This is a genomic window from Kitasatospora sp. NPDC058478, from assembly GCF_042720345.1.
In the GTDB taxonomy this organism is placed as follows: domain Bacteria; phylum Actinomycetota; class Actinomycetes; order Streptomycetales; family Streptomycetaceae; genus Kitasatospora.
Genome location: NZ_JBHXML010000012.1, coordinates 122,697 through 139,910 on the forward strand (window position 1 = coordinate 122,697; position 17,214 = coordinate 139,910).

Below are 17,214 nucleotides of genomic sequence, written 5' to 3' on the forward strand. Positions count from 1 at the left end.
GGGCGCTGGTGTGAGCAGCGGCCGGCCCGTCAGCTCTCGTTGACGATCAGGAGAAAGCTGTGATCCAGCAGGAGTCGCGACTGCGAGTCGCCGACAACACGGGCGCGAAGGAAATCCTTTGCATCCGCGTTCTCGGTGGTTCCGGTCGCCGCTACGCCGGCATCGGGGACGTCATCGTCGCGACCGTCAAGGACGCGATCCCCGGCGGTTCGGTGAAGAAGGGTGACGTCGTCAAGTGCGTCGTCGTCCGTACCGTGAAGTCGCGTCGTCGTCCGGATGGCTCGTACATCCGCTTCGACGAGAACGCCGCGGTCGTTCTGAAGAACACCGATGGTGACCCCCGTGGTACCCGCATCTTCGGCCCGGTGGGCCGCGAGCTGCGTGACAAGAAGTTCATGAAGATCATCTCGCTTGCGCCGGAGGTGCTCTAACCCATGGCGAACAGCATGAAGATCAAGAAGGGTGACCTGGTTCAGGTCATCACCGGCAAGGACCGCGGCAAGCAGGGCAAGGTCATTCAGGCCATGCCCGCTGAGAACAAGGTCCTGGTCGAGGGTGTGAACCGGGTCAAGAAGCACACCAAGCCGGGCCCGGGCACTCAGGGTGGCATCGTCACCGTCGAGGCCCCGGTGCACGTCTCCAACGTCCAGCTGGTCGTGGAGAAGGACGGCAAGAAGGTCGTCACCCGCGTTGGCTACCGCTTCGATGACGAGGGCAACAAGATCCGCGTTGCCAAGCGAACCGGTGAGGACATCTGATGTCTGAGACGACTGTTGAGAAGGTGACCCCCCGTCTCAAGGAGCGTTACAACTCCGAGATCAAGGGTCAGCTGCAGGAGCAGTTCTCGTACGAGAACGTCATGCTGACGCCCGGCCTGGTCAAGGTCGTCGTCAACATGGGTGTCGGCGAGGCCGCCCGTGACAGCAAGCTGATCGAGGGCGCGATCCGCGACCTCACCGCCATCACCGGTCAGAAGCCGGCGGTGACGAAGGCTCGCAAGTCCATCGCGCAGTTCAAGCTGCGTGAGGGCCAGCCGATCGGCACCCACGTCACCCTCCGCGGTGACCGCATGTGGGAGTTCCTGGACCGTCTGGTGTCGCTGGCCCTGCCGCGTATCCGTGACTTCCGTGGCCTCTCCCCGAAGCAGTTCGACGGCCGTGGCAACTACACCTTCGGTCTGACCGAGCAGGTCATGTTCCACGAGATCGACCAGGACAAGGTCGACCGTCAGCGCGGTATGGACATCACCGTCGTGACCACCGCCCAGACCGACGACGAGGGCCGGGCGCTCCTGCGCGCTCTGGGCTTCCCGTTCAAGGAGGCGTAACCACATGGCGAAGAAGTCCCTCATCGCGAAGGCCGAGCGCAAGCCGAAGTTCGGCGTCCGGGCCTACACCCGGTGCCAGCGCTGCGGCCGTCCGCACTCGGTGTACCGCAAGTTCGGCCTCTGCCGTGTCTGCCTTCGTGAGATGGCGCACCGCGGCGAGCTGCCGGGCGTGACCAAGAGCTCCTGGTAGTCCAGGACCTCGCGGTAATGCCATAGCGAAGCAGGTGTGCCCGACCCCACAGCGCCCCTTTTTTGGGGCTGCGTACGGAATCCCGTAGGGTAGTGAGGTCGGGCCCCCTGTCGCGGGAGCTCCATAGCTGCCGTCGACCCTCTTCGGAGGGCTCGCACCCAGTCTTACGACGCCGCAGGTCCCCTGCGTCTGTGCCCCTGCCGCACTCCTCGGAGTGCGGCGGGGGGACCTGGCGCGGAGAAACCACGGCGAGAGAGGCCTGAGGCCATCATGACCATGACCGACCCCATCGCAGACATGCTCACGCGTCTGCGTAACGCTAACTCGGCGTACCACGATTCCGTGGCGATGCCGGCCAGCAAGATCAAGGCGCACGTCGCCGAGATCCTGCAGCAGGAGGGGTACATCTCCTCCTACAAGGTTGAGGAGCCCGTTGAGGGCGAGGTCGGCAAGAAGCTGACCATCGAGCTCAAGTTCGGCCCCAACCGTGAGCGCTCGATCGCTGGCATCAAGCGGATCAGCAAGCCGGGCCTGCGGGTCTACGCAAAGTCCACCAACCTGCCGAAGGTGCTCGGCGGCCTGGGCGTGGCGATCATCTCCACGTCCTCGGGTCTCCTCACCGACAAGCAGGCCGCCAAGAAGGGCGTAGGCGGAGAAGTTCTCGCCTACGTCTGGTAATTCGGGAAACGGAGGTACAGCAATGTCGCGCATTGGACGGCTGCCCATCCAGGTCCCCGCTGGCGTGGACGTCACCATCGATGGCCGGGCGGTCTCGGTGAAGGGCCCCAAGGGCTCCCTCACCCACGTTGTCGCCGCGCCGATCGAGATCGGTAAGGGCGAGGACGGCACGCTGCTCGTCACCCGCCCCAACGACGAGCGTCTGTCGAAGGCCCTGCACGGCCTTTCCCGCACGCTGGTGGCGAACATGATCACCGGCGTGACCGCGGGCTACCGCAAGTCGCTGGAGATCAGCGGTGTCGGCTACCGAGTTCTGGCGAAGGGCTCCGACATGGAGTTCCAGCTGGGCTACAGCCACCCGATCCTGGTCGAGGCCCCTGAGGGCATTTCCTTCGTCGTCGAGTCGGCCACCAAGTTCCACGTGGACGGCATCGACAAGCAGAAGGTCGGCGAGGTCGCCGCGAAGATCCGCAAGCTGCGCAAGCCCGACCCGTACAAGGCCAAGGGCGTCAAGTACGCGGGCGAGGTCATCCGCCGCAAGGTCGGAAAGAGTGGTAAGTAAGCGATGAGCGTCTCTGTCAAGATCGGCAAGGGCAACGCCTACAAGAGCGCCGCTCGCAAGCGCCGCGCGATCCGCGTTCGCAAGCGCGTCGTCGGCACCGAGGTGCGTCCGCGCCTCGTCGTGACGCGCTCGAACCGTCACATGGTCGCCCAGGTCATCGACGACGCCAAGGGTCACACCCTGGCGTCGGCGTCCACCCTCGACGTGTCCATCAAGGGCGCCGAGGGCGACAAGACCGAGCTGGCCAAGAAGGTCGGGAGCCTGGTCGCCGAGCGCGCCAAGGCCGCCGGCATCGAGTCGGTCGTCTTCGACCGCGCGGGCAACCGGTACGCCGGCCGCATCGCCGCCCTGGCGGACGCGGCTCGCGAGGCCGGGCTCGACTTCTAAGCCGCTCGTCGACTCAGTCGACGGACGTAATCGAGAGAGGTAATTCCAATGGCTGGACCCCAGCGCCGCGGTAGCGGCGCCGGCGGTGGCACCGGCGGTGGCGAGCGGCGCGACCGTAAGCGTGACGACCGGGGCAACGCCCCCGCCGTCGAGAAGACCGCTTACGTCGAGCGCGTTGTCGCGATCAACCGTGTCGCCAAGGTTGTCAAGGGTGGTCGTCGTTTCAGCTTCACCGCGCTGGTCGTGGTGGGCGACGGTGACGGCACCGTGGGTGTCGGTTACGGGAAGGCGAAGGAGGTTCCGGCCGCCATCGCCAAGGGTGTTGAGGAGGCCAAGAAGAACTTCTTCAAGGTCCCCCGTATCCAGGGCACCATCCCGCACCCGATCCAGGGTGAGAAGGCCGCCGGCGTCGTGCTCCTGAAGCCCGCCGCCCCCGGTACCGGTGTTATCGCCGGTGGTCCGGTGCGCGCCGTCCTGGAGTGCGCCGGCATTCACGACATCCTGTCGAAGTCGCTCGGCTCGGACAACGCGATCAACATCGTGCACGCCACCGTGGCTGCTCTGAAGGGCCTCGTGCGCCCCGAGGAGATCGCCGCTCGTCGTGGCCTGCCGCTGGAGGACGTGGCTCCCGCTGCTCTGCTGCGGGCGCGTGCTGCAGGGGTGAGCGCCTGATGGCTCGCCTGAAGATCACGCAGACCAAGTCGTACATCGGCAGCAAGCAGAATCACCGTGACACCCTGCGTTCGCTTGGTCTCAAGCGCATGCACGACGTCGTGGTGAAGGAGGACCGTCCCGAGATCCGCGGGATGGCCCAAACGGTCCGTCACCTGGTGACGGTTGAGGAGGTGGACTGATCATGGGCGACAACCCGATCAAGATCCACAACCTGCGTCCCGCCCCGGGTGCCAAGACCGACAAGATCCGCGTGGGTCGTGGTGAGGCCTCCAAGGGTAAGACCGCCGGTCGTGGTACCAAGGGCACCAAGGCCCGCTACCAGGTTCCGCAGCGCTTCGAGGGTGGCCAGATGCCGCTCCACATGCGCCTGCCGAAGCTGAAGGGCTTCAAGAACCCGTTCAAGATCACGTTCCAGGTCGTCAACCTCGACAAGCTGGCCGAGCTCTACCCGCAGGGTGGAGAGGTCACCGTCGAGGACCTGGTCGCCAAGGGCGCGGTTCGCAAGAACTCCCTCGTCAAGGTGCTCGGCACCGGCGAGATCTCGGTTGCGCTGCAGGTGACGGTCGACGCCGTCTCCGGTTCCGCCGCCGAGAAGATCACCGCCGCGGGCGGTACCGTCACCGAGCTCGTCTGAGCCCGCTGACTTCCGTGCGAGCCCCGCACCTCCTTCGGGAGGTGCGGGGCTCGCGCGTTTTCCGGGCATTCCGTTGACGTGTCCTCGTTCTTTTGTGTGGCAAACCCGGGCATCCCGTACCCCGTGAGTGGGGGAGGGGCGGTACGCGCTTCTTCCGAGTGGCTGCGCACTGTTAGAGTCCGTGGAGTTCCCTTGTAGGCTGCGCGTAGGCTCGCCTGTGCCGTCTGTACGGGAGCCCGTACCGCCAAAACTCCCATTCAGGACCGACCCTCCCGCCGACGACGCGCGGGAGGCGCAGGAGGCACCGTGCTCAGTGCGTTCGCGCGGGCGTTCCAGACGCCCGACCTGCGCAAGAAGCTGCTGTTCACGCTGGGCATCATGGTGCTGTTCCGCCTGGGCTCACACATTCCGATCCCCGGCGTGAGCTTCACGGCCGTGAACGAGTGTGTGAAGGACACCAAGAACAACGGCCTCTTCGGGCTCGTCAACCTGTTCAGTGGTGGCGCGCTCCTCCAGCTGACGATCTTCGCGCTCGGCATCATGCCGTACATCACCGCGAGCATCATCCTCCAGCTCCTCACGGTCGTGATCCCGCGACTGGAAGCGCTGAAGAAGGAGGGCCAGGCCGGCCAGACGAAGATCACCCAGTACACCCGCTACCTGACCATCGCGCTCGCCGTGCTCCAGGGCACCGGCATCGTGGCGACGGCCTCCAGCGGCGCGCTGTTCTCCGGCTGCCCGGTGGGCAACCAGATCGTCCCGGACACGAGCGTGTTCCGGATCGCCGTCATGGTGATCACGATGACCGCCGGCACCACGGTGATCATGTGGCTGGGCGAGCTGATCACGGACCGCGGCATCGGCAACGGCATGTCGCTGCTGATCTTCACCTCGATCGCCGCGCAGTTCCCGTCCTCGATGTGGGCGATCAAGGGCTCCGGCACCATCGGTGGCGGCTGGGTCGAGTTCCTGTCCGTGGTCGCGGTCGGCATCATCGTTGTGATGCTGGTCATCTTCGTCGAGCAGGCCCAGCGCCGGATCCCGGTGCAGTACGCGAAGCGGATGATCGGCCGGCGGGCGTTCGGCGGCACGTCGACCTACATCCCGCTCAAGGTGAACCAGGCCGGTGTCATCCCGGTCATCTTCGCCTCGTCGCTGCTGTACATCCCGGCCCTGGTGGTCCAGCTGACCGGTAGCCAGTCGGGCTGGGCGGTGTGGGTCACCCAGCACTTCGTCAAGGGCGACCACCCGATCTACATGGCGACCTACTTCCTGCTGATCGTCTTCTTCGCCTTCTTCTACGTCGCGATCTCCTTCAACCCCGAAGAAGTTGCCGACAATATGAAGAAGTATGGTGGCTTCATCCCGGGCATCCGGGCCGGCCGACCGACGGCCGAGTACCTGAACTACGTGCTGACCCGAATCACGTGGCCGGGTTCGCTCTACCTGGGCCTGATCGCGTTGATCCCGATGATCGCCCTGGTCGCCTTCGGACAGCAGACCAACTTCCCGTTCGGCGGCACCAGCGTGCTCATCGTCGTCGGCGTCGGACTCGAAACTGTGAAGCAGATCGAGAGCCAGCTCCAGCAGCGCAATTACGAAGGGTTCCTCCGCTGATGCGTATCGTCCTCGTTGGTCCTCCCGGGGCCGGGAAGGGTACTCAGGCGCACCTGCTCGCCAAGACCCTGTCCATTCCCCACATCTCCACCGGCGACCTGTTCCGCGCCAACATCGGTCAGGGCACCCCGCTGGGGCTCGAGGCCAAGAGCTACATGGACGCGGGCCGCCTGGTGCCGGATGAGGTCACCATCGGGATGGCCAAGGACCGCATGCTCCAGGAGGACGCCGCAGGCGGCTTCCTGCTCGACGGCTTCCCCCGCAACCTCGGCCAGGCCAAGGCGCTCGACGAGTTCCTCGCCGAGCAGGGGATCAAGCTGGACGGCGTGCTGGACCTGGAGGTCCCCGAGGACGAGGTGGTCCGCCGGATCGCCGGCCGCCGCCTGTGCCGCAACGACGGGGGCCACGTCTTCCACGTGGACTACAACCCGCCGAAGGCCGCGGGCGTCTGCGACGAGTGCGGCGGCGAGTTGTACCAGCGCTCGGACGACACCGAGGACAAGGTGCGCACCCGGCTGGAGGTCTACCACACGGAGACCGAGCCGATCATCGACTACTACGTCCAGCAGGGCCTGGTGGCGACCATCTCGGCCCTCGGCAAGGTGGACGAGGTCACCCGGCGCGCGATCGAGGCGCTGAAGCAGGACAACTGAGTTTCCCGGCGACGCCGTACGGCCGCGCTCCCCGATCCCGGGCGGCGCGGCCGTACGGCGTCGTACGGTGGTAGGCAGTGGCAAACAGAACGTGGAAGGCGTGACCAGATGGTGGAGATCAAGACCCCCGAGCAGATCGCGAAGATGCGAGCGGCCGGGCTGGTCGTCGCCGAGGCGCTGAAGGCCTGCCGGGAGGCGGTCGCCCCGGGGGTGACCACCCAGGAGCTCAACGACATCGCGGACAAGGTCATCACCGACCACGGTGCGACCTCCAACTTCCGCGCCGACCACGGCGGTCTGTGGTTCCCCGGGGTGATCTGCGCCTCGGTGAACAACGAGGTCGTGCACGGCATCCCCGGTGACCGGGTGCTCCAGGAGGGCGACGTCATCTCGATCGACTGCGGCGCCATCCTGGACGGCTGGCACGGCGACGCGGCGATCACCGTGGCGGTCGGCGAGGTCCGCCCCGAGGTCGAGATGCTGAGCCGGGTGACCGAGGGCTCGATGTGGGCCGGCATCGCCCAGATGAAGAAGAACAACCGCCTGGTCGACGTCTCCAAGGCGATCGAGGGCTTCATCCGCCGCCAGCCGCTGCCCCCCAAGGGCAAGTGGGGCATCACCGAGGGCTACGGCGGCCACGGCATCGGCACCGCGATGCACATGGAGCCGCACGTGCTGAACTACGTCGAGCGCGGCCGCGGCAAGGGCCCGAAGCTGATCCCCGGCACCGTCCTGGCGATCGAGCCGATGGTCTCGCTGGGCACCCCGCACACCGCCGTGCTGGAGGACGACTGGACGGTCGTCACCAACGACGGCACCTGGGCCTCGCACTGGGAGCACTCGGTGGCCGTCACCGAGCAGGGCCCGCTGGTCCTGACGGCCTTCGACGGCGGCAAGGCGGAGCTCGCGAAGCTGGGCATCACCGCCGCCCCGGACCCGCTCGGCTAGTCTCACGACGGTCGGCTGAGCGGCCAACTTCCGCTGCTGACAACGGATCAGGGCCCTGGGGGTTTGGACCTCCAGGGCTTTTGTCCTATTTTTATCGGCTGGCAGTGGCTTCAGTAGCGGCTTCAGCAGCTTCGATCGATCGGGAGAGTGCAGTGCTCAAGGGATTCCGCGACTTCATGATGCGCGGCAACGTGGTCGACATGGCGGTCGGTGTCGTCATCGGCGCCGCGTTCACCGGCGTGGTGACCGGCTTCGTGTCGGCCTTCCTCACCCCGCTGGTCGGCGTCGTGGTCGGCGCGGCCGGCGACTTCAGCTCGTACAAGGCGACGGTGGCCGGGGTCACGTTCCCGTACGGCCAGTTCCTCAACGTGCTGATCGCCTTCGTGATGACCGCGGCGGTGCTGTACTTCTGCGTCGTGCTGCCGGTCACCAAGGCGACCGCGCGGTACATGCCGAAGAAGCCGAAGACCCCCAAGCGGCCCTGCCCCGAGTGCCTGACCGAGATCCCCGAGGCCGCCCGCCGCTGCGCGGCCTGCACCGCCCACGTCGAGCCGCTGAAGGTCACCGCCGGGTTCTGACCCGCCGGGACCAGCCGGAACGTCACGACGGCTGCCTTCGGGGGATCTCGTTTTGGCCCACCGGACGCGCTGGCGTAGGATGGACCGTCGGCTCACTCGTAGCGTGCTTCAGCACGCCCTCTTCCCTTCGGGGGCGGGGTGAACCCAGGTTCGCACGAGCGTGCCGCATACGGTAGCCGGTCCCGGAAGGTGGATCTCGCAGTTCATGGCTAAGAAGCAAGGCGCCATTGAGATCGAGGGCACCGTGATCGAGTCTCTTCCGAACGCGATGTTCAGGGTCGAGCTGCAGAACGGTCACAAGGTCCTCGCGCACATCAGTGGCAAGATGCGCATGCACTACATCCGCATCCTGCCGGACGACCGGGTCGTCGTGGAGCTCAGCCCCTACGACCTCACGCGCGGGCGGATCGTCTACCGCTACAAGTAAGAACGTCAGATCTAGACCCGGAGAACCTGAACATGAAGGTCAAGCCGAGCGTCAAGAAGATCTGCGACAAGTGCAAGGTGATCCGCCGCCACGGCCGGGTCATGGTGATCTGCGACAACCTGCGCCACAAGCAGCGCCAGGGCTGATCTCTCCCCAGCATTTCTCGTAGTACTTCGCGCGACGCGAAAACGTCATAAGTGGGCTACCCGATCCGTCCCAGTGAAGGGACGGACTGCCGCCCCCGGTCAGAGGCCGGGGCTCCATCGTCGAGAGGCGAAGGAGTAGGTAGCACGCAAGACCTCTGAAGAAATACAGGAGCCTTGAATGGCACGCCTCGCCGGCGTTGATCTCCCCCGTGAGAAGCGGATCGAGATCGCCCTTACCTACGTGTACGGCATCGGCCGTACCCGCGCCCAGCAGACCCTGGCCGAGACCGGTGTCAACCCGGATGTCCGCGTTCGCGACATCTCCGAGGAAGACCTCGTCAAGCTGGGCCAGTACCTCGACGCCAACTACACGGTCGAGGGTGACCTCCGCCGTGAGGTGGCCGCCGACATCCGCCGCAAGGTCGAGATCGGCTGCTACGAGGGTCTGCGTCACCGCCGCGGCCTGCCGGTCCGCGGTCAGCGCACCCACACCAACGCGCGTACCCGCAAGGGCCCGCGTCGCGCGATCGCCGGTAAGAAGAAGCCGGGCAAGAAGTAGTCCGTCCCGTAACCGGACATCCCTCCGGCCCGCGGGTCAGCGGACCGACCACCTCAGTAGGAGAACAGACTTATGCCCCCCAAGGGTCGTCAGGCTGCCGGCGCGAAGAAGATCCGCCGCAAGGAAAAGAAGAACGTCGCTCACGGCCACGCGCACATCAAGAGCACGTTCAACAACACCATCGTTTCGATCACCGACCCTGCGGGCAACGTGATCTCCTGGGCCTCCGCCGGTCACGTCGGCTTCAAGGGCTCGCGCAAGTCCACCCCGTTCGCCGCGCAGATGGCCGCCGAGGCCGCTGCCCGTCGCGCGCAGGAGCACGGCATGCGCAAGGTTGACGTCTTCGTCAAGGGTCCGGGCTCCGGCCGCGAGACCGCGATCCGCTCGCTCCAGGCCACCGGCCTGGAGGTCGGCTCGATCCAGGACGTCACCCCCACCCCGCACAACGGCTGCCGTCCGCCGAAGCGCCGCCGCGTCTGACGCAGCGCCTTCGGGCTCGCAGTACCTGCTTTGAACCTTCGTACGGGGTCCCACGCGGTGATTCGTCGCTGTTCGCGGGACCCCGTACGCTTGGTCCTGTCGGCATCAAATAGTGGGTGCCGAAGACAACTGGAGGAATCCCCCCATGCTTATCGCTCAGCGCCCCTCGCTGACCGAAGAGGTCGTCGACGAGTTCCGCTCGCGGTTCGTGATCGAGCCGCTGGAGCCGGGCTTCGGCTACACCCTCGGCAACTCCCTGCGCCGCACGCTCCTGTCGTCGATCCCGGGTGCCGCTGTCACCAGCATCCGCGTCGACGGCGTCCTGCACGAGTTCACCACCGTGCCGGGCGTCAAGGAGGACGTGACCGACCTCATCCTCAACATCAAGCAGCTGGTCGTCTCCTCGGAGCACGACGAGCCGGTCGTGATGTACCTGCGCAAGCAGGGCCCGGGTGTCGTCACCGCCGCCGACATCGCCCCGCCGGCGGGTGTCGAGGTGCACAACCCGGAGCTGGTCCTCGCCACGCTGAACGGCAAGGGCAAGCTGGAGATGGAGCTGACCGTCGAGCGCGGTCGCGGCTACGTCTCCGCCGTCCAGAACAAGGCCTCCGGCCAGGAGATCGGCCGCATCCCGGTCGACTCGATCTACAGCCCCGTGCTGAAGGTCACCTACAAGGTCGAGGCCACCCGTGTCGAGCAGCGGACCGACTTCGACAAGCTGATCGTCGACGTCGAGACCAAGCCCGCCATGCGTCCGCGTGACGCCATGGCCTCGGCAGGCAAGACCCTGGTGGAGCTGTTCGGTCTCGCCCGCGAGCTGAACATCGACGCCGAGGGCATCGACATGGGCCCGTCCCCGACGGACGCCGCCCTGGCCGCCGACCTGGCGCTGCCGATCGAGGAGCTGGAGCTCACCGTCCGCTCCTACAACTGCCTCAAGCGCGAGGGCATCCACACCGTGGGTGAGCTCGTCGCCCGCTCCGAGGCCGACCTGCTCGACATCCGCAACTTCGGTGCGAAGTCGATCGACGAGGTCAAGGCGAAGCTGGCCGGCATGGGCCTGGCCCTCAAGGACAGCCCGCCCGGGTTCGACCCGACCGCCGCCGCCGACGCCTTCGGCGCCGACGACCTGGACGACGCGGGTTACGCCGAGACCGAGCAGTACTAAGAGATTTGGCCGCGGGGGCGGTTCCACCGAACCGCCCCCGTCGTCGTGAAAGTCGTCCGGGCAACAGTGCCCGGACGCCCGCTGCGGTACCTGATACGGCCGTAGTCGGAGATTCAAGGAGTCATCCATGCCGCGTCCCACCAAGGGTGCCCGCCTCGGCGGCGGCCCGCACCACGAGCCGCTGCTGCTCGCCGGTCTGTGCCGGGAGCTGTTCCAGTACGGCCGCATCACCACGACCGAGGCCAAGGCCCGTCGGATGCGCCCGCTGGCGGAGAAGCTGATCACCAAGGCGAAGAAGGGCGACATCCACAACCGTCGCCTGGTGCGCAAGACGATCACCGACATCGCCGTGCTGCACACCCTCTTCACCGAGATCGCGCCGCGCTACGAGAACCGCCCGGGTGGTTACACCCGTATCACCAAGATCGGTCCCCGTCGTGGCGACAACGCCCCGATGGCCGTGATCGAGCTGGTCGAGGCGCTGACCGTCGCGCAGACCGCCGTCGGCGAGGCCGAGGGCGCCACCAAGCGCGCCGTCAAGGAGGCCGACGCCAAGGTCGAGGCCAAGGCCGACGAGGCCGTCGAGGCCGAGCAGGCCTGACACCGCTAGGTGTGGTCGCGGGCCCGCTCTCCCATCCGTGGGGGAGCGGGCCCGTTCCTTCTGTCTGGAGTGGATTGTGGTCAACGATTGCGCCGAGCAGCCGCCGGTGAAGGACGGCCCGGCCGACGGGTGCGTCCGGGTCCGGCTCGATCTCGCCTACCAGGGCGCCGAGTTCTCCGGCTGGGCCCGCCAGCGCGGCGGCCGCCGGACGGTCCAGGAGGAGATCGAGAGCGCGCTGCAGATCGTCACCCGCAGCCCCGAGCTGTTCCCGCTGACCGTGGCCGGGCGCACCGACGCCGGGGTGCACGCCCGCGGCCAGGTCGCGCACGTCGACCTGCCGGCCGAGCTGTGGGAGGCGCACCGCGAGAAGCTGATGCGTCGGCTGGCCGGCCGGCTGCCCGGGGACATCCGGATCTACCGGGTCGGCGAGGCGCCGGCCGGGTTCGACGCCCGCTTCTCGGCGATCTGGCGCCGCTACGCCTACCGGGTCGCCGACCACCCCGGCGGGGTCGACCCGCTGCTGCGCGGGCACGTGCTCTGGCACGACCGCCCGCTGGACGTCGACCGGATGAACGAGGCCGCGAAGCTGCTGCTCGGCGAGCACGACTTCGCCGCGTACTGCAAGAAGCGTGAGGGCGCCACCACCATCCGCACCCTGCTGGAGCTGCACTGGGACCGCGTCCCGGTGGACTCCTACGCCGCCCAGGAGGGCTCGCTGGCGGTCGCCACCGTCCGCGCCGACGCGTTCTGCCACAACATGGTCCGGGCGCTGGTCGGGGCGATGCTGCTGGTCGGCGACGGGCACCGGCCGGTGGAGTTCCCCGGCGAGGTGCTGGCCGGCGGGGTCCGCAACTCGGCCGTCAACGTGATCCGGCCGTACGGGCTCACCCTTGAGGAAGTCGGCTACCCGCCGGACGACCGGCTCGCCGAGCGGAACCGCCAGGCCAGGCGGCTGCGCACACTGCCCGGTCAGCCGCCCGTCGGGTAATCCGTTTGGGCCGGGCGCGTCGGCTTGGGACAATCGTCCGCATGGGACACGTCGAGATTTCGCACCTGGAGTACTACCTGCCGGACGGGCGGGTGCTGTTCGACGACGCGTCCTTCCGGGTCGGCGAGGGCGCCGCGGTCGCCCTGGTCGGCGCCAACGGGGCCGGCAAGACCACCCTGCTGCGGATGATCGCGGGGGACCTCCAGCCGCACGGCGGCACGGTGACGATCAGCGGCGGGCTCGGCGTGATGCGCCAGTTCGTCGGCACCACCGGCCGCGAGGACGAGCGGGCCACCCCGGGCGCGCTGGCGCCGGACGCCTCGGTCCGCGACCTGCTGGTGTCCGTCGCCCCCGAGCGGATCGCCGTCGCCGCCCGCGCGGTGGACGCCGCCGAACTGGCGATGATCGCCCAGGACGACGAGAAGACCCAGATGGCCTACGCCCAGGCGCTCTCCGACTGGGCCGACGTCGGCGGCTACGACTACGAGACCGACTGGGACGTCTGCACCATGGCGGCCCTCGGGATGCCCTTCGACAAGGCCCAGTGGCGCGGCCTGAACACCCTCTCGGGCGGTGAGCAGAAGCGGCTCGTCCTGGAGGCGCTGCTGCGCGGCCCCGAAGAGGTGCTGCTGCTCGACGAGCCCGACAACTACCTGGACGTCCCGGGCAAGCGCTGGCTGGAGGAGGCCCTCAAGGCCACCTCGAAGACCGTCCTGTTCATCTCGCACGACCGCGAGCTGCTCTCCGAGGCAGCCGACAAGATCATCGCCGTCGAGTCCGGCGCGGCCGGGAGCAGTGTCTGGGTGCACGGCGGCGGCTTCGACAGCTTCCACGAGGCCCGCAAGGACCGCTTCGCGCGCTTCGAGGAGCTGGGCCGGCGCTGGGACGAGGAACACGCCAAGCTCAAGAAGCTGGTCGTCACCCTGCGCCAGGCGGCCTCCGTCAGCCACGCGCTCGCCACCCGCTACGCCGCCGCCCAGACCCGGCTGAAGAAGTTCGAGGAGGCCGGCCGCCCGGAGGAGCCCCCGCGCGAGCAGAGCATCACCATGCGGCTCAAGGGCGGGCGGACCGGCGTGCGCTCCTTCACCGTGGAGCAGCTGGAGCTCACCGGCCTGATGAAGCCCTTCGACCTGGAGGTGTTCTACGGCGAGCGGGTCGGCGTGCTCGGCTCCAACGGCTCCGGCAAGTCGCACTTCCTGCGGCTGCTCGCGGGCGACGCGAGCGTCGCGCACACCGGCACCTGGAAGCTCGGCGCCCGGGTCGTCCCCGGCCACTTCCGGCAGACCCACGCCCACCCGGAGCTGTTCGGCCGGACGGTGCGCTCGATCGTCGAGGAGGAGCACGCGCTCAGCCGCAGCGCCGCGATGGGCGCGCTGCGCCGCTACGAGCTGGACCGGCAGGAGGAGCAGAAGTTCGAGTCGCTGTCCGGTGGGCAGCAGGCCCGGCTGATGATCCTCAAGCTCGAACTCTCCGGTGTGACGGCCCTGTTGCTCGACGAGCCGACCGACAACCTGGACCTGGACAGCGCCGAGGCGCTGCAGGCCGGGCTGGAGGCCTTCGACGGCACCGTGCTGTGCGTCACCCACGACCGCTGGTTCGCCAAGACCTTCGACCGCTACCTGGTGTTCGGCGCCGACGGCCGGGTCTACGAGTCGCCCGAGCCGGTCTGGGACGTCAGCCGGGTGGAGCGCGAACGCTGAGTGACGGCGGGGGTGGGGGAAGCCGATTTTTGACCCCCACCCGCCCGCCCGGTAACCTGGACGCTTGATGTGCGTATTGGCTCGCTCTATCTCACGTGAGAGGTCGGTACGCCGGAGACATCAGGTTCGACGACCAGCGGTCCCCCTTGAATTGCGTCCAAGGTTGACCAGGCTGCTCTGCCGTCCCAGGTGCTCCTGTCAGGACTCACTCACTGAAAAGCGAAGGCATACGACCGTGCGTACGTACAGCCCCAAGCCCGGCGACGTCCAGCGTCAGTGGCACGTCATCGACGCGAACGACGTCGTGCTCGGCCGCCTGGCTTCCCAGGCCGCCAACCTCCTCCGGGGTAAGCACAAGGCGATCTACGCGCCGCACGTTGACACTGGTGACTTCGTCATCATCATCAACGCCGACAAGGTGCACCTGTCCGGTAACAAGAAGACCCAGAAGCTGGCCTACCGCCACTCTGGCTTCCCGGGTGGTCTGCGGTCGGTGCGCTACGACGACCTGCTGGCGAACAACCCGGAGAAGGCCGTCGAGAAGGCCATCAAGGGCATGATCCCCAAGAACAGCCTGGGCCGCCAGATGCTCTCGAAGCTGAAGGTCTACTCGGGCGACCAGCACCCGCACGCTGCCCAGCAGCCGGTGCCGTTCGAGATCACCCAGGTCGCGCAGTAATTCGGCCACCAAGCCCCCCAACACTGAAAAGAGCTGAGGAACACCGTGGCCGAGACCACTGAAACCACCGAGACCCTTGAGGTCGACTTCGACGAGGCCGTTGAGGCTGTCGAGGGCGAGTACACCTCCGAGGGCGAGTACACCTCCGAGTCGCTGGCCGGCCGCTTCGGCGAGGCCATCCCGGGCGCCGGCCTCGGCCGTCGCAAGGAGGCGATCGCCCGCGTGCGCATCGTCCCCGGCACCGGCCAGTGGAAGATCAACGGTCGCACCCTGGAGAACTACTTCCCCAACAAGGTGCACCAGCAGACCGTGAACGAGCCCTTCAAGCTCCTCGAGCTTGACGGCCGTTACGACGTCGTCGCCCGCATCTCCGGTGGCGGCGTCTCCGGCCAGGCCTACGCGCTGCGCCTCGGCGTGGCCCGTGCCCTGAACGAGGCCGACGTGGACAACAACCGCGGCGCGCTGAAGAAGGCCGGCTTCCTGACCCGTGACGCCCGCGCCGTCGAGCGCAAGAAGGCCGGTCTCAAGAAGGCCCGCAAGGCGCCGCAGTACAGCAAGCGCTAATCGCGCCCCTGGGGGTGCGGCCCGCCCTGGCGGCGCACCCCCTGGTTGCGCGAACCGTCGCCCCGGAGTACCACGTGTACTCCGGGGCGACGTGTTCCCCGGCTATCGTGCGGCGGCCGGGTGCCATCGGTTGGGTTCCGAGCAGTGGTGATGGAGGACGGGACAGTGGGACGACTCTTCGGTACGGACGGCGTGCGCGGGGTGGCCAACGTGGGCCTGACGGCCGAGCTCGCGCTCGGGCTGTCGGTCGCGGCGGCCCATGTGCTCGGCGAGGCCGGCGCCTTCGAGGGCCACCGGCCGGTCGCGGTGGTCGGTCGGGACCCGCGTGCCTCGGGCGAGTTCCTGGAGGCCGCCGTCATCGCCGGCCTGGCGAGCGCCGGCGTCGACGTGCTCCGGGTCGGCGTGCTGCCGACCCCGGCCGTGGCGTACCTCACCGGCGCGCTCGGCGCCGACTTCGGCGTGATGCTCTCCGCCAGCCACAACGCGATGCCCGACAACGGCATCAAGTTCCTCGCCCGCGGCGGCCACAAGCTGGACGACCGCATCGAGGACGCGATCGAGGCCCACTACCGCACGCACACGCTCGGCAGCGAGGACTGGAACCGGCCGACCGGCGCCGCCGTCGGCCGGGTGCGCGAGTACACCGAGGGCTTCGACAAGTACGTCGCCCACCTGATCGGCGTGCTGCCCAACCGCCTCGACGGCATCAAGGTCGTCATCGACGGCGCCCACGGCGCGGCCGCCTACGTCGCCCCCGAGGCCTTCGCCCGGGCCGGTGCCGAGGTCGTCCACACCCTGGGGGCGGAGCCCACCGGCCTCAACATCAACGACGGCGTCGGCTCCACCCACCTGGACCGGCTGCAGGCCGCCATGACGGAGTACCGCGCCGACCTCGGCATCGCCCTCGACGGCGACGCCGACCGCTGCCTGGCCGCCGACGCCGACGGCAACGAGGTGGACGGCGACCAGATCATCGCCATCCTGGCCGTCGCCATGAAGGACGCCGGCACCCTGCGCCGCAACACCGCGGTGGCCACCGTGATGTCCAACCTCGGCTTCAAGCTGGCGATGGAGCGCGAGGGCGTCGACCTGGTGGAGACCGCCGTCGGCGACCGCTACGTGCTGGAGGCGATGAAGGAGCACGGCTTCGCGCTGGGCGGCGAGCAGTCCGGCCACGTCATCCTGCTCGACCACGCCACCACCGGCGACGGCACCCTGACCGGCCTCATGCTGGGTGCCCGCCTGGCCAGCACCAAGCAGCCGCTGGCCGACCTGGCCGCCGTGATGACCCGTCTGCCGCAGCAGCTGATCAACGTCAAGGGCGTCGACAAGAGCCGGGTGAACACCAGCGTCGAGCTGGCCGCCGCGGTCGCCGAGGCCGAGGCCGAACTGGGCTCCACCGGCCGGGTGCTGCTGCGCCCGTCCGGCACCGAGCCGCTGGTCCGGGTCATGGTCGAGGCCGCCGACCCGGTGCAGGCCGAGTCCGTCGCGCAGCGGCTGGCCGAGGCCGTGCGGACGCACCTGGGCTGAGCCCGGCACGACGGAAGGGGCCCCGCCGCGGCCCCGCCGACGCCGAAGGGCTGCACATCGACGGCGTCCACGTGTGGAACTTCACCCGGGTCAAGGGCGGCGTCCGGGTGAGCACCGAGGAGA

The 17,214-nt window shown here is 68.1% G+C and carries 25 protein-coding genes and 1 pseudogene; all 26 read left to right on the forward strand.

The window, feature by feature from the left end; translation table 11 throughout:
- Nucleotides 1-59 precede the first annotated feature (59 nt).
- Entirely contained in the window at nucleotides 60-431 is a 372-nt protein-coding gene (gene rplN / locus ACFWPT_RS09625; RefSeq protein ID WP_030393301.1) for a 50S ribosomal protein L14, read from the forward strand.
- A 15-nt stretch (nucleotides 432-446) separates the two neighbouring features.
- Entirely contained in the window at nucleotides 447-758 is a 312-nt protein-coding gene (gene rplX, locus ACFWPT_RS09630; protein ID WP_030055828.1) for a 50S ribosomal protein L24, read from the forward strand.
- A complete protein-coding gene (gene rplE / locus ACFWPT_RS09635) occupies nucleotides 758-1,327 on the forward strand; it encodes a 50S ribosomal protein L5 (protein WP_030393302.1) in 570 nt (189 codons plus the stop codon). The genes rplX and rplE overlap by 1 nt, the downstream gene beginning before the upstream one ends.
- Before the next feature lie 4 nt (nucleotides 1,328-1,331).
- Nucleotides 1,332-1,517, forward strand: coding sequence for a type Z 30S ribosomal protein S14 (locus tag ACFWPT_RS09640; protein ID WP_030393303.1), 186 nt, complete (start codon nucleotides 1,332-1,334; stop codon nucleotides 1,515-1,517).
- A 270-nt stretch (nucleotides 1,518-1,787) separates the two neighbouring features.
- Nucleotides 1,788-2,195 carry a 30S ribosomal protein S8 gene (gene rpsH, locus ACFWPT_RS09645; RefSeq protein WP_030055831.1) on the forward strand — a complete coding sequence of 136 codons (408 nt, stop codon included), beginning with the start codon at nucleotides 1,788-1,790 and terminating at the stop codon, nucleotides 2,193-2,195.
- Between the two features lie 22 nt (nucleotides 2,196-2,217).
- Nucleotides 2,218-2,757, forward strand: a complete 540-nt coding sequence (rplF, locus tag ACFWPT_RS09650) for a 50S ribosomal protein L6 (protein ID WP_063348971.1) — start codon at nucleotides 2,218-2,220, stop codon at nucleotides 2,755-2,757.
- Between the two features lie 3 nt (nucleotides 2,758-2,760).
- Nucleotides 2,761-3,144 carry a 50S ribosomal protein L18 gene (rplR, locus tag ACFWPT_RS09655; protein ID WP_030280785.1) on the forward strand — a complete coding sequence of 128 codons (384 nt, stop codon included), beginning with the start codon at nucleotides 2,761-2,763 and terminating at the stop codon, nucleotides 3,142-3,144.
- 48 nt (nucleotides 3,145-3,192) lie between these two features.
- On the forward strand, nucleotides 3,193-3,816 hold the full coding sequence (gene rpsE / locus ACFWPT_RS09660) for a 30S ribosomal protein S5 (protein ID WP_030055834.1): 624 nt from the start codon (nucleotides 3,193-3,195) through the stop codon (nucleotides 3,814-3,816).
- Nucleotides 3,816-3,998, forward strand: a complete 183-nt coding sequence (gene rpmD, locus ACFWPT_RS09665; protein WP_030251557.1) for a 50S ribosomal protein L30 — start codon at nucleotides 3,816-3,818, stop codon at nucleotides 3,996-3,998. The genes rpsE and rpmD overlap by 1 nt, the downstream gene beginning before the upstream one ends.
- A gap of 2 nt (nucleotides 3,999-4,000) precedes the next feature.
- Nucleotides 4,001-4,453: a 50S ribosomal protein L15 gene (gene rplO, locus ACFWPT_RS09670; RefSeq protein ID WP_376086152.1), complete on the forward strand. Its 453-nt coding sequence runs from the start codon at nucleotides 4,001-4,003 to the stop codon at nucleotides 4,451-4,453.
- Between the two features lie 306 nt (nucleotides 4,454-4,759).
- Nucleotides 4,760-6,070, forward strand: coding sequence for a preprotein translocase subunit SecY (gene secY / locus ACFWPT_RS09675; RefSeq protein ID WP_063348973.1), 1,311 nt, complete (start codon nucleotides 4,760-4,762; stop codon nucleotides 6,068-6,070).
- Nucleotides 6,070-6,723 (forward strand): adenylate kinase, encoded by a 654-nt coding sequence (locus ACFWPT_RS09680; RefSeq protein WP_380369547.1) that lies wholly within the window; start codon nucleotides 6,070-6,072, stop codon nucleotides 6,721-6,723. Before secY ends, ACFWPT_RS09680 begins: the two co-directional genes overlap by 1 nt.
- 108 nt (nucleotides 6,724-6,831) lie before the next feature.
- The gene (map, locus tag ACFWPT_RS09685) at nucleotides 6,832-7,671 is read left to right on the forward strand and encodes a type I methionyl aminopeptidase (protein WP_063348975.1); all 840 of its coding nucleotides are present in this window, start codon (nucleotides 6,832-6,834) and stop codon (nucleotides 7,669-7,671) included.
- 152 nt (nucleotides 7,672-7,823) lie between these two features.
- The gene (gene mscL, locus ACFWPT_RS09690) at nucleotides 7,824-8,249 is read left to right on the forward strand and encodes a large conductance mechanosensitive channel protein MscL (protein WP_380480779.1); all 426 of its coding nucleotides are present in this window, start codon (nucleotides 7,824-7,826) and stop codon (nucleotides 8,247-8,249) included.
- Nucleotides 8,250-8,454: 205 nt separating this feature from the next.
- Nucleotides 8,455-8,676, forward strand: coding sequence for a translation initiation factor IF-1 (gene infA / locus ACFWPT_RS09695; RefSeq protein ID WP_014047798.1), 222 nt, complete (start codon nucleotides 8,455-8,457; stop codon nucleotides 8,674-8,676).
- A gap of 32 nt (nucleotides 8,677-8,708) precedes the next feature.
- Nucleotides 8,709-8,822, forward strand: a complete 114-nt coding sequence (gene rpmJ / locus ACFWPT_RS09700; protein ID WP_003956441.1) for a 50S ribosomal protein L36 — start codon at nucleotides 8,709-8,711, stop codon at nucleotides 8,820-8,822.
- A gap of 178 nt (nucleotides 8,823-9,000) precedes the next feature.
- Complete coding sequence (gene rpsM / locus ACFWPT_RS09705; protein WP_363369306.1) at nucleotides 9,001-9,381, forward strand: 30S ribosomal protein S13; 381 nt, start codon at nucleotides 9,001-9,003, stop codon at nucleotides 9,379-9,381.
- 72 nt (nucleotides 9,382-9,453) lie between these two features.
- Complete coding sequence (rpsK, locus tag ACFWPT_RS09710; protein WP_030232513.1) at nucleotides 9,454-9,861, forward strand: 30S ribosomal protein S11; 408 nt, start codon at nucleotides 9,454-9,456, stop codon at nucleotides 9,859-9,861.
- A gap of 145 nt (nucleotides 9,862-10,006) precedes the next feature.
- Complete coding sequence (locus ACFWPT_RS09715; RefSeq protein WP_030232516.1) at nucleotides 10,007-11,029, forward strand: DNA-directed RNA polymerase subunit alpha; 1,023 nt, start codon at nucleotides 10,007-10,009, stop codon at nucleotides 11,027-11,029.
- A gap of 127 nt (nucleotides 11,030-11,156) precedes the next feature.
- Nucleotides 11,157-11,630, forward strand: coding sequence for a 50S ribosomal protein L17 (gene rplQ, locus ACFWPT_RS09720; RefSeq protein WP_063348978.1), 474 nt, complete (start codon nucleotides 11,157-11,159; stop codon nucleotides 11,628-11,630).
- Between the two features lie 76 nt (nucleotides 11,631-11,706).
- Nucleotides 11,707-12,618, forward strand: a complete 912-nt coding sequence (truA, locus tag ACFWPT_RS09725; RefSeq protein ID WP_380369541.1) for a tRNA pseudouridine(38-40) synthase TruA — start codon at nucleotides 11,707-11,709, stop codon at nucleotides 12,616-12,618.
- Between the two features lie 41 nt (nucleotides 12,619-12,659).
- A complete protein-coding gene (locus ACFWPT_RS09730) occupies nucleotides 12,660-14,318 on the forward strand; it encodes an ABC-F family ATP-binding cassette domain-containing protein (RefSeq protein ID WP_380369539.1) in 1,659 nt (552 codons plus the stop codon).
- A gap of 235 nt (nucleotides 14,319-14,553) precedes the next feature.
- Nucleotides 14,554-14,997 (forward strand): 50S ribosomal protein L13, encoded by a 444-nt coding sequence (gene rplM, locus ACFWPT_RS09735; RefSeq protein ID WP_063348980.1) that lies wholly within the window; start codon nucleotides 14,554-14,556, stop codon nucleotides 14,995-14,997.
- Between the two features lie 33 nt (nucleotides 14,998-15,030).
- Nucleotides 15,031-15,561, forward strand: coding sequence for a 30S ribosomal protein S9 (gene rpsI / locus ACFWPT_RS09740; protein WP_107452914.1), 531 nt, complete (start codon nucleotides 15,031-15,033; stop codon nucleotides 15,559-15,561).
- A gap of 165 nt (nucleotides 15,562-15,726) precedes the next feature.
- Nucleotides 15,727-17,091 (forward strand): phosphoglucosamine mutase, encoded by a 1,365-nt coding sequence (gene glmM, locus ACFWPT_RS09745; protein WP_063348982.1) that lies wholly within the window; start codon nucleotides 15,727-15,729, stop codon nucleotides 17,089-17,091.
- A gap of 29 nt (nucleotides 17,092-17,120) precedes the next feature.
- A pseudogene (locus ACFWPT_RS09750) lies at nucleotides 17,121-17,214 on the forward strand (polyketide cyclase /reductase); the annotation flags it as partial.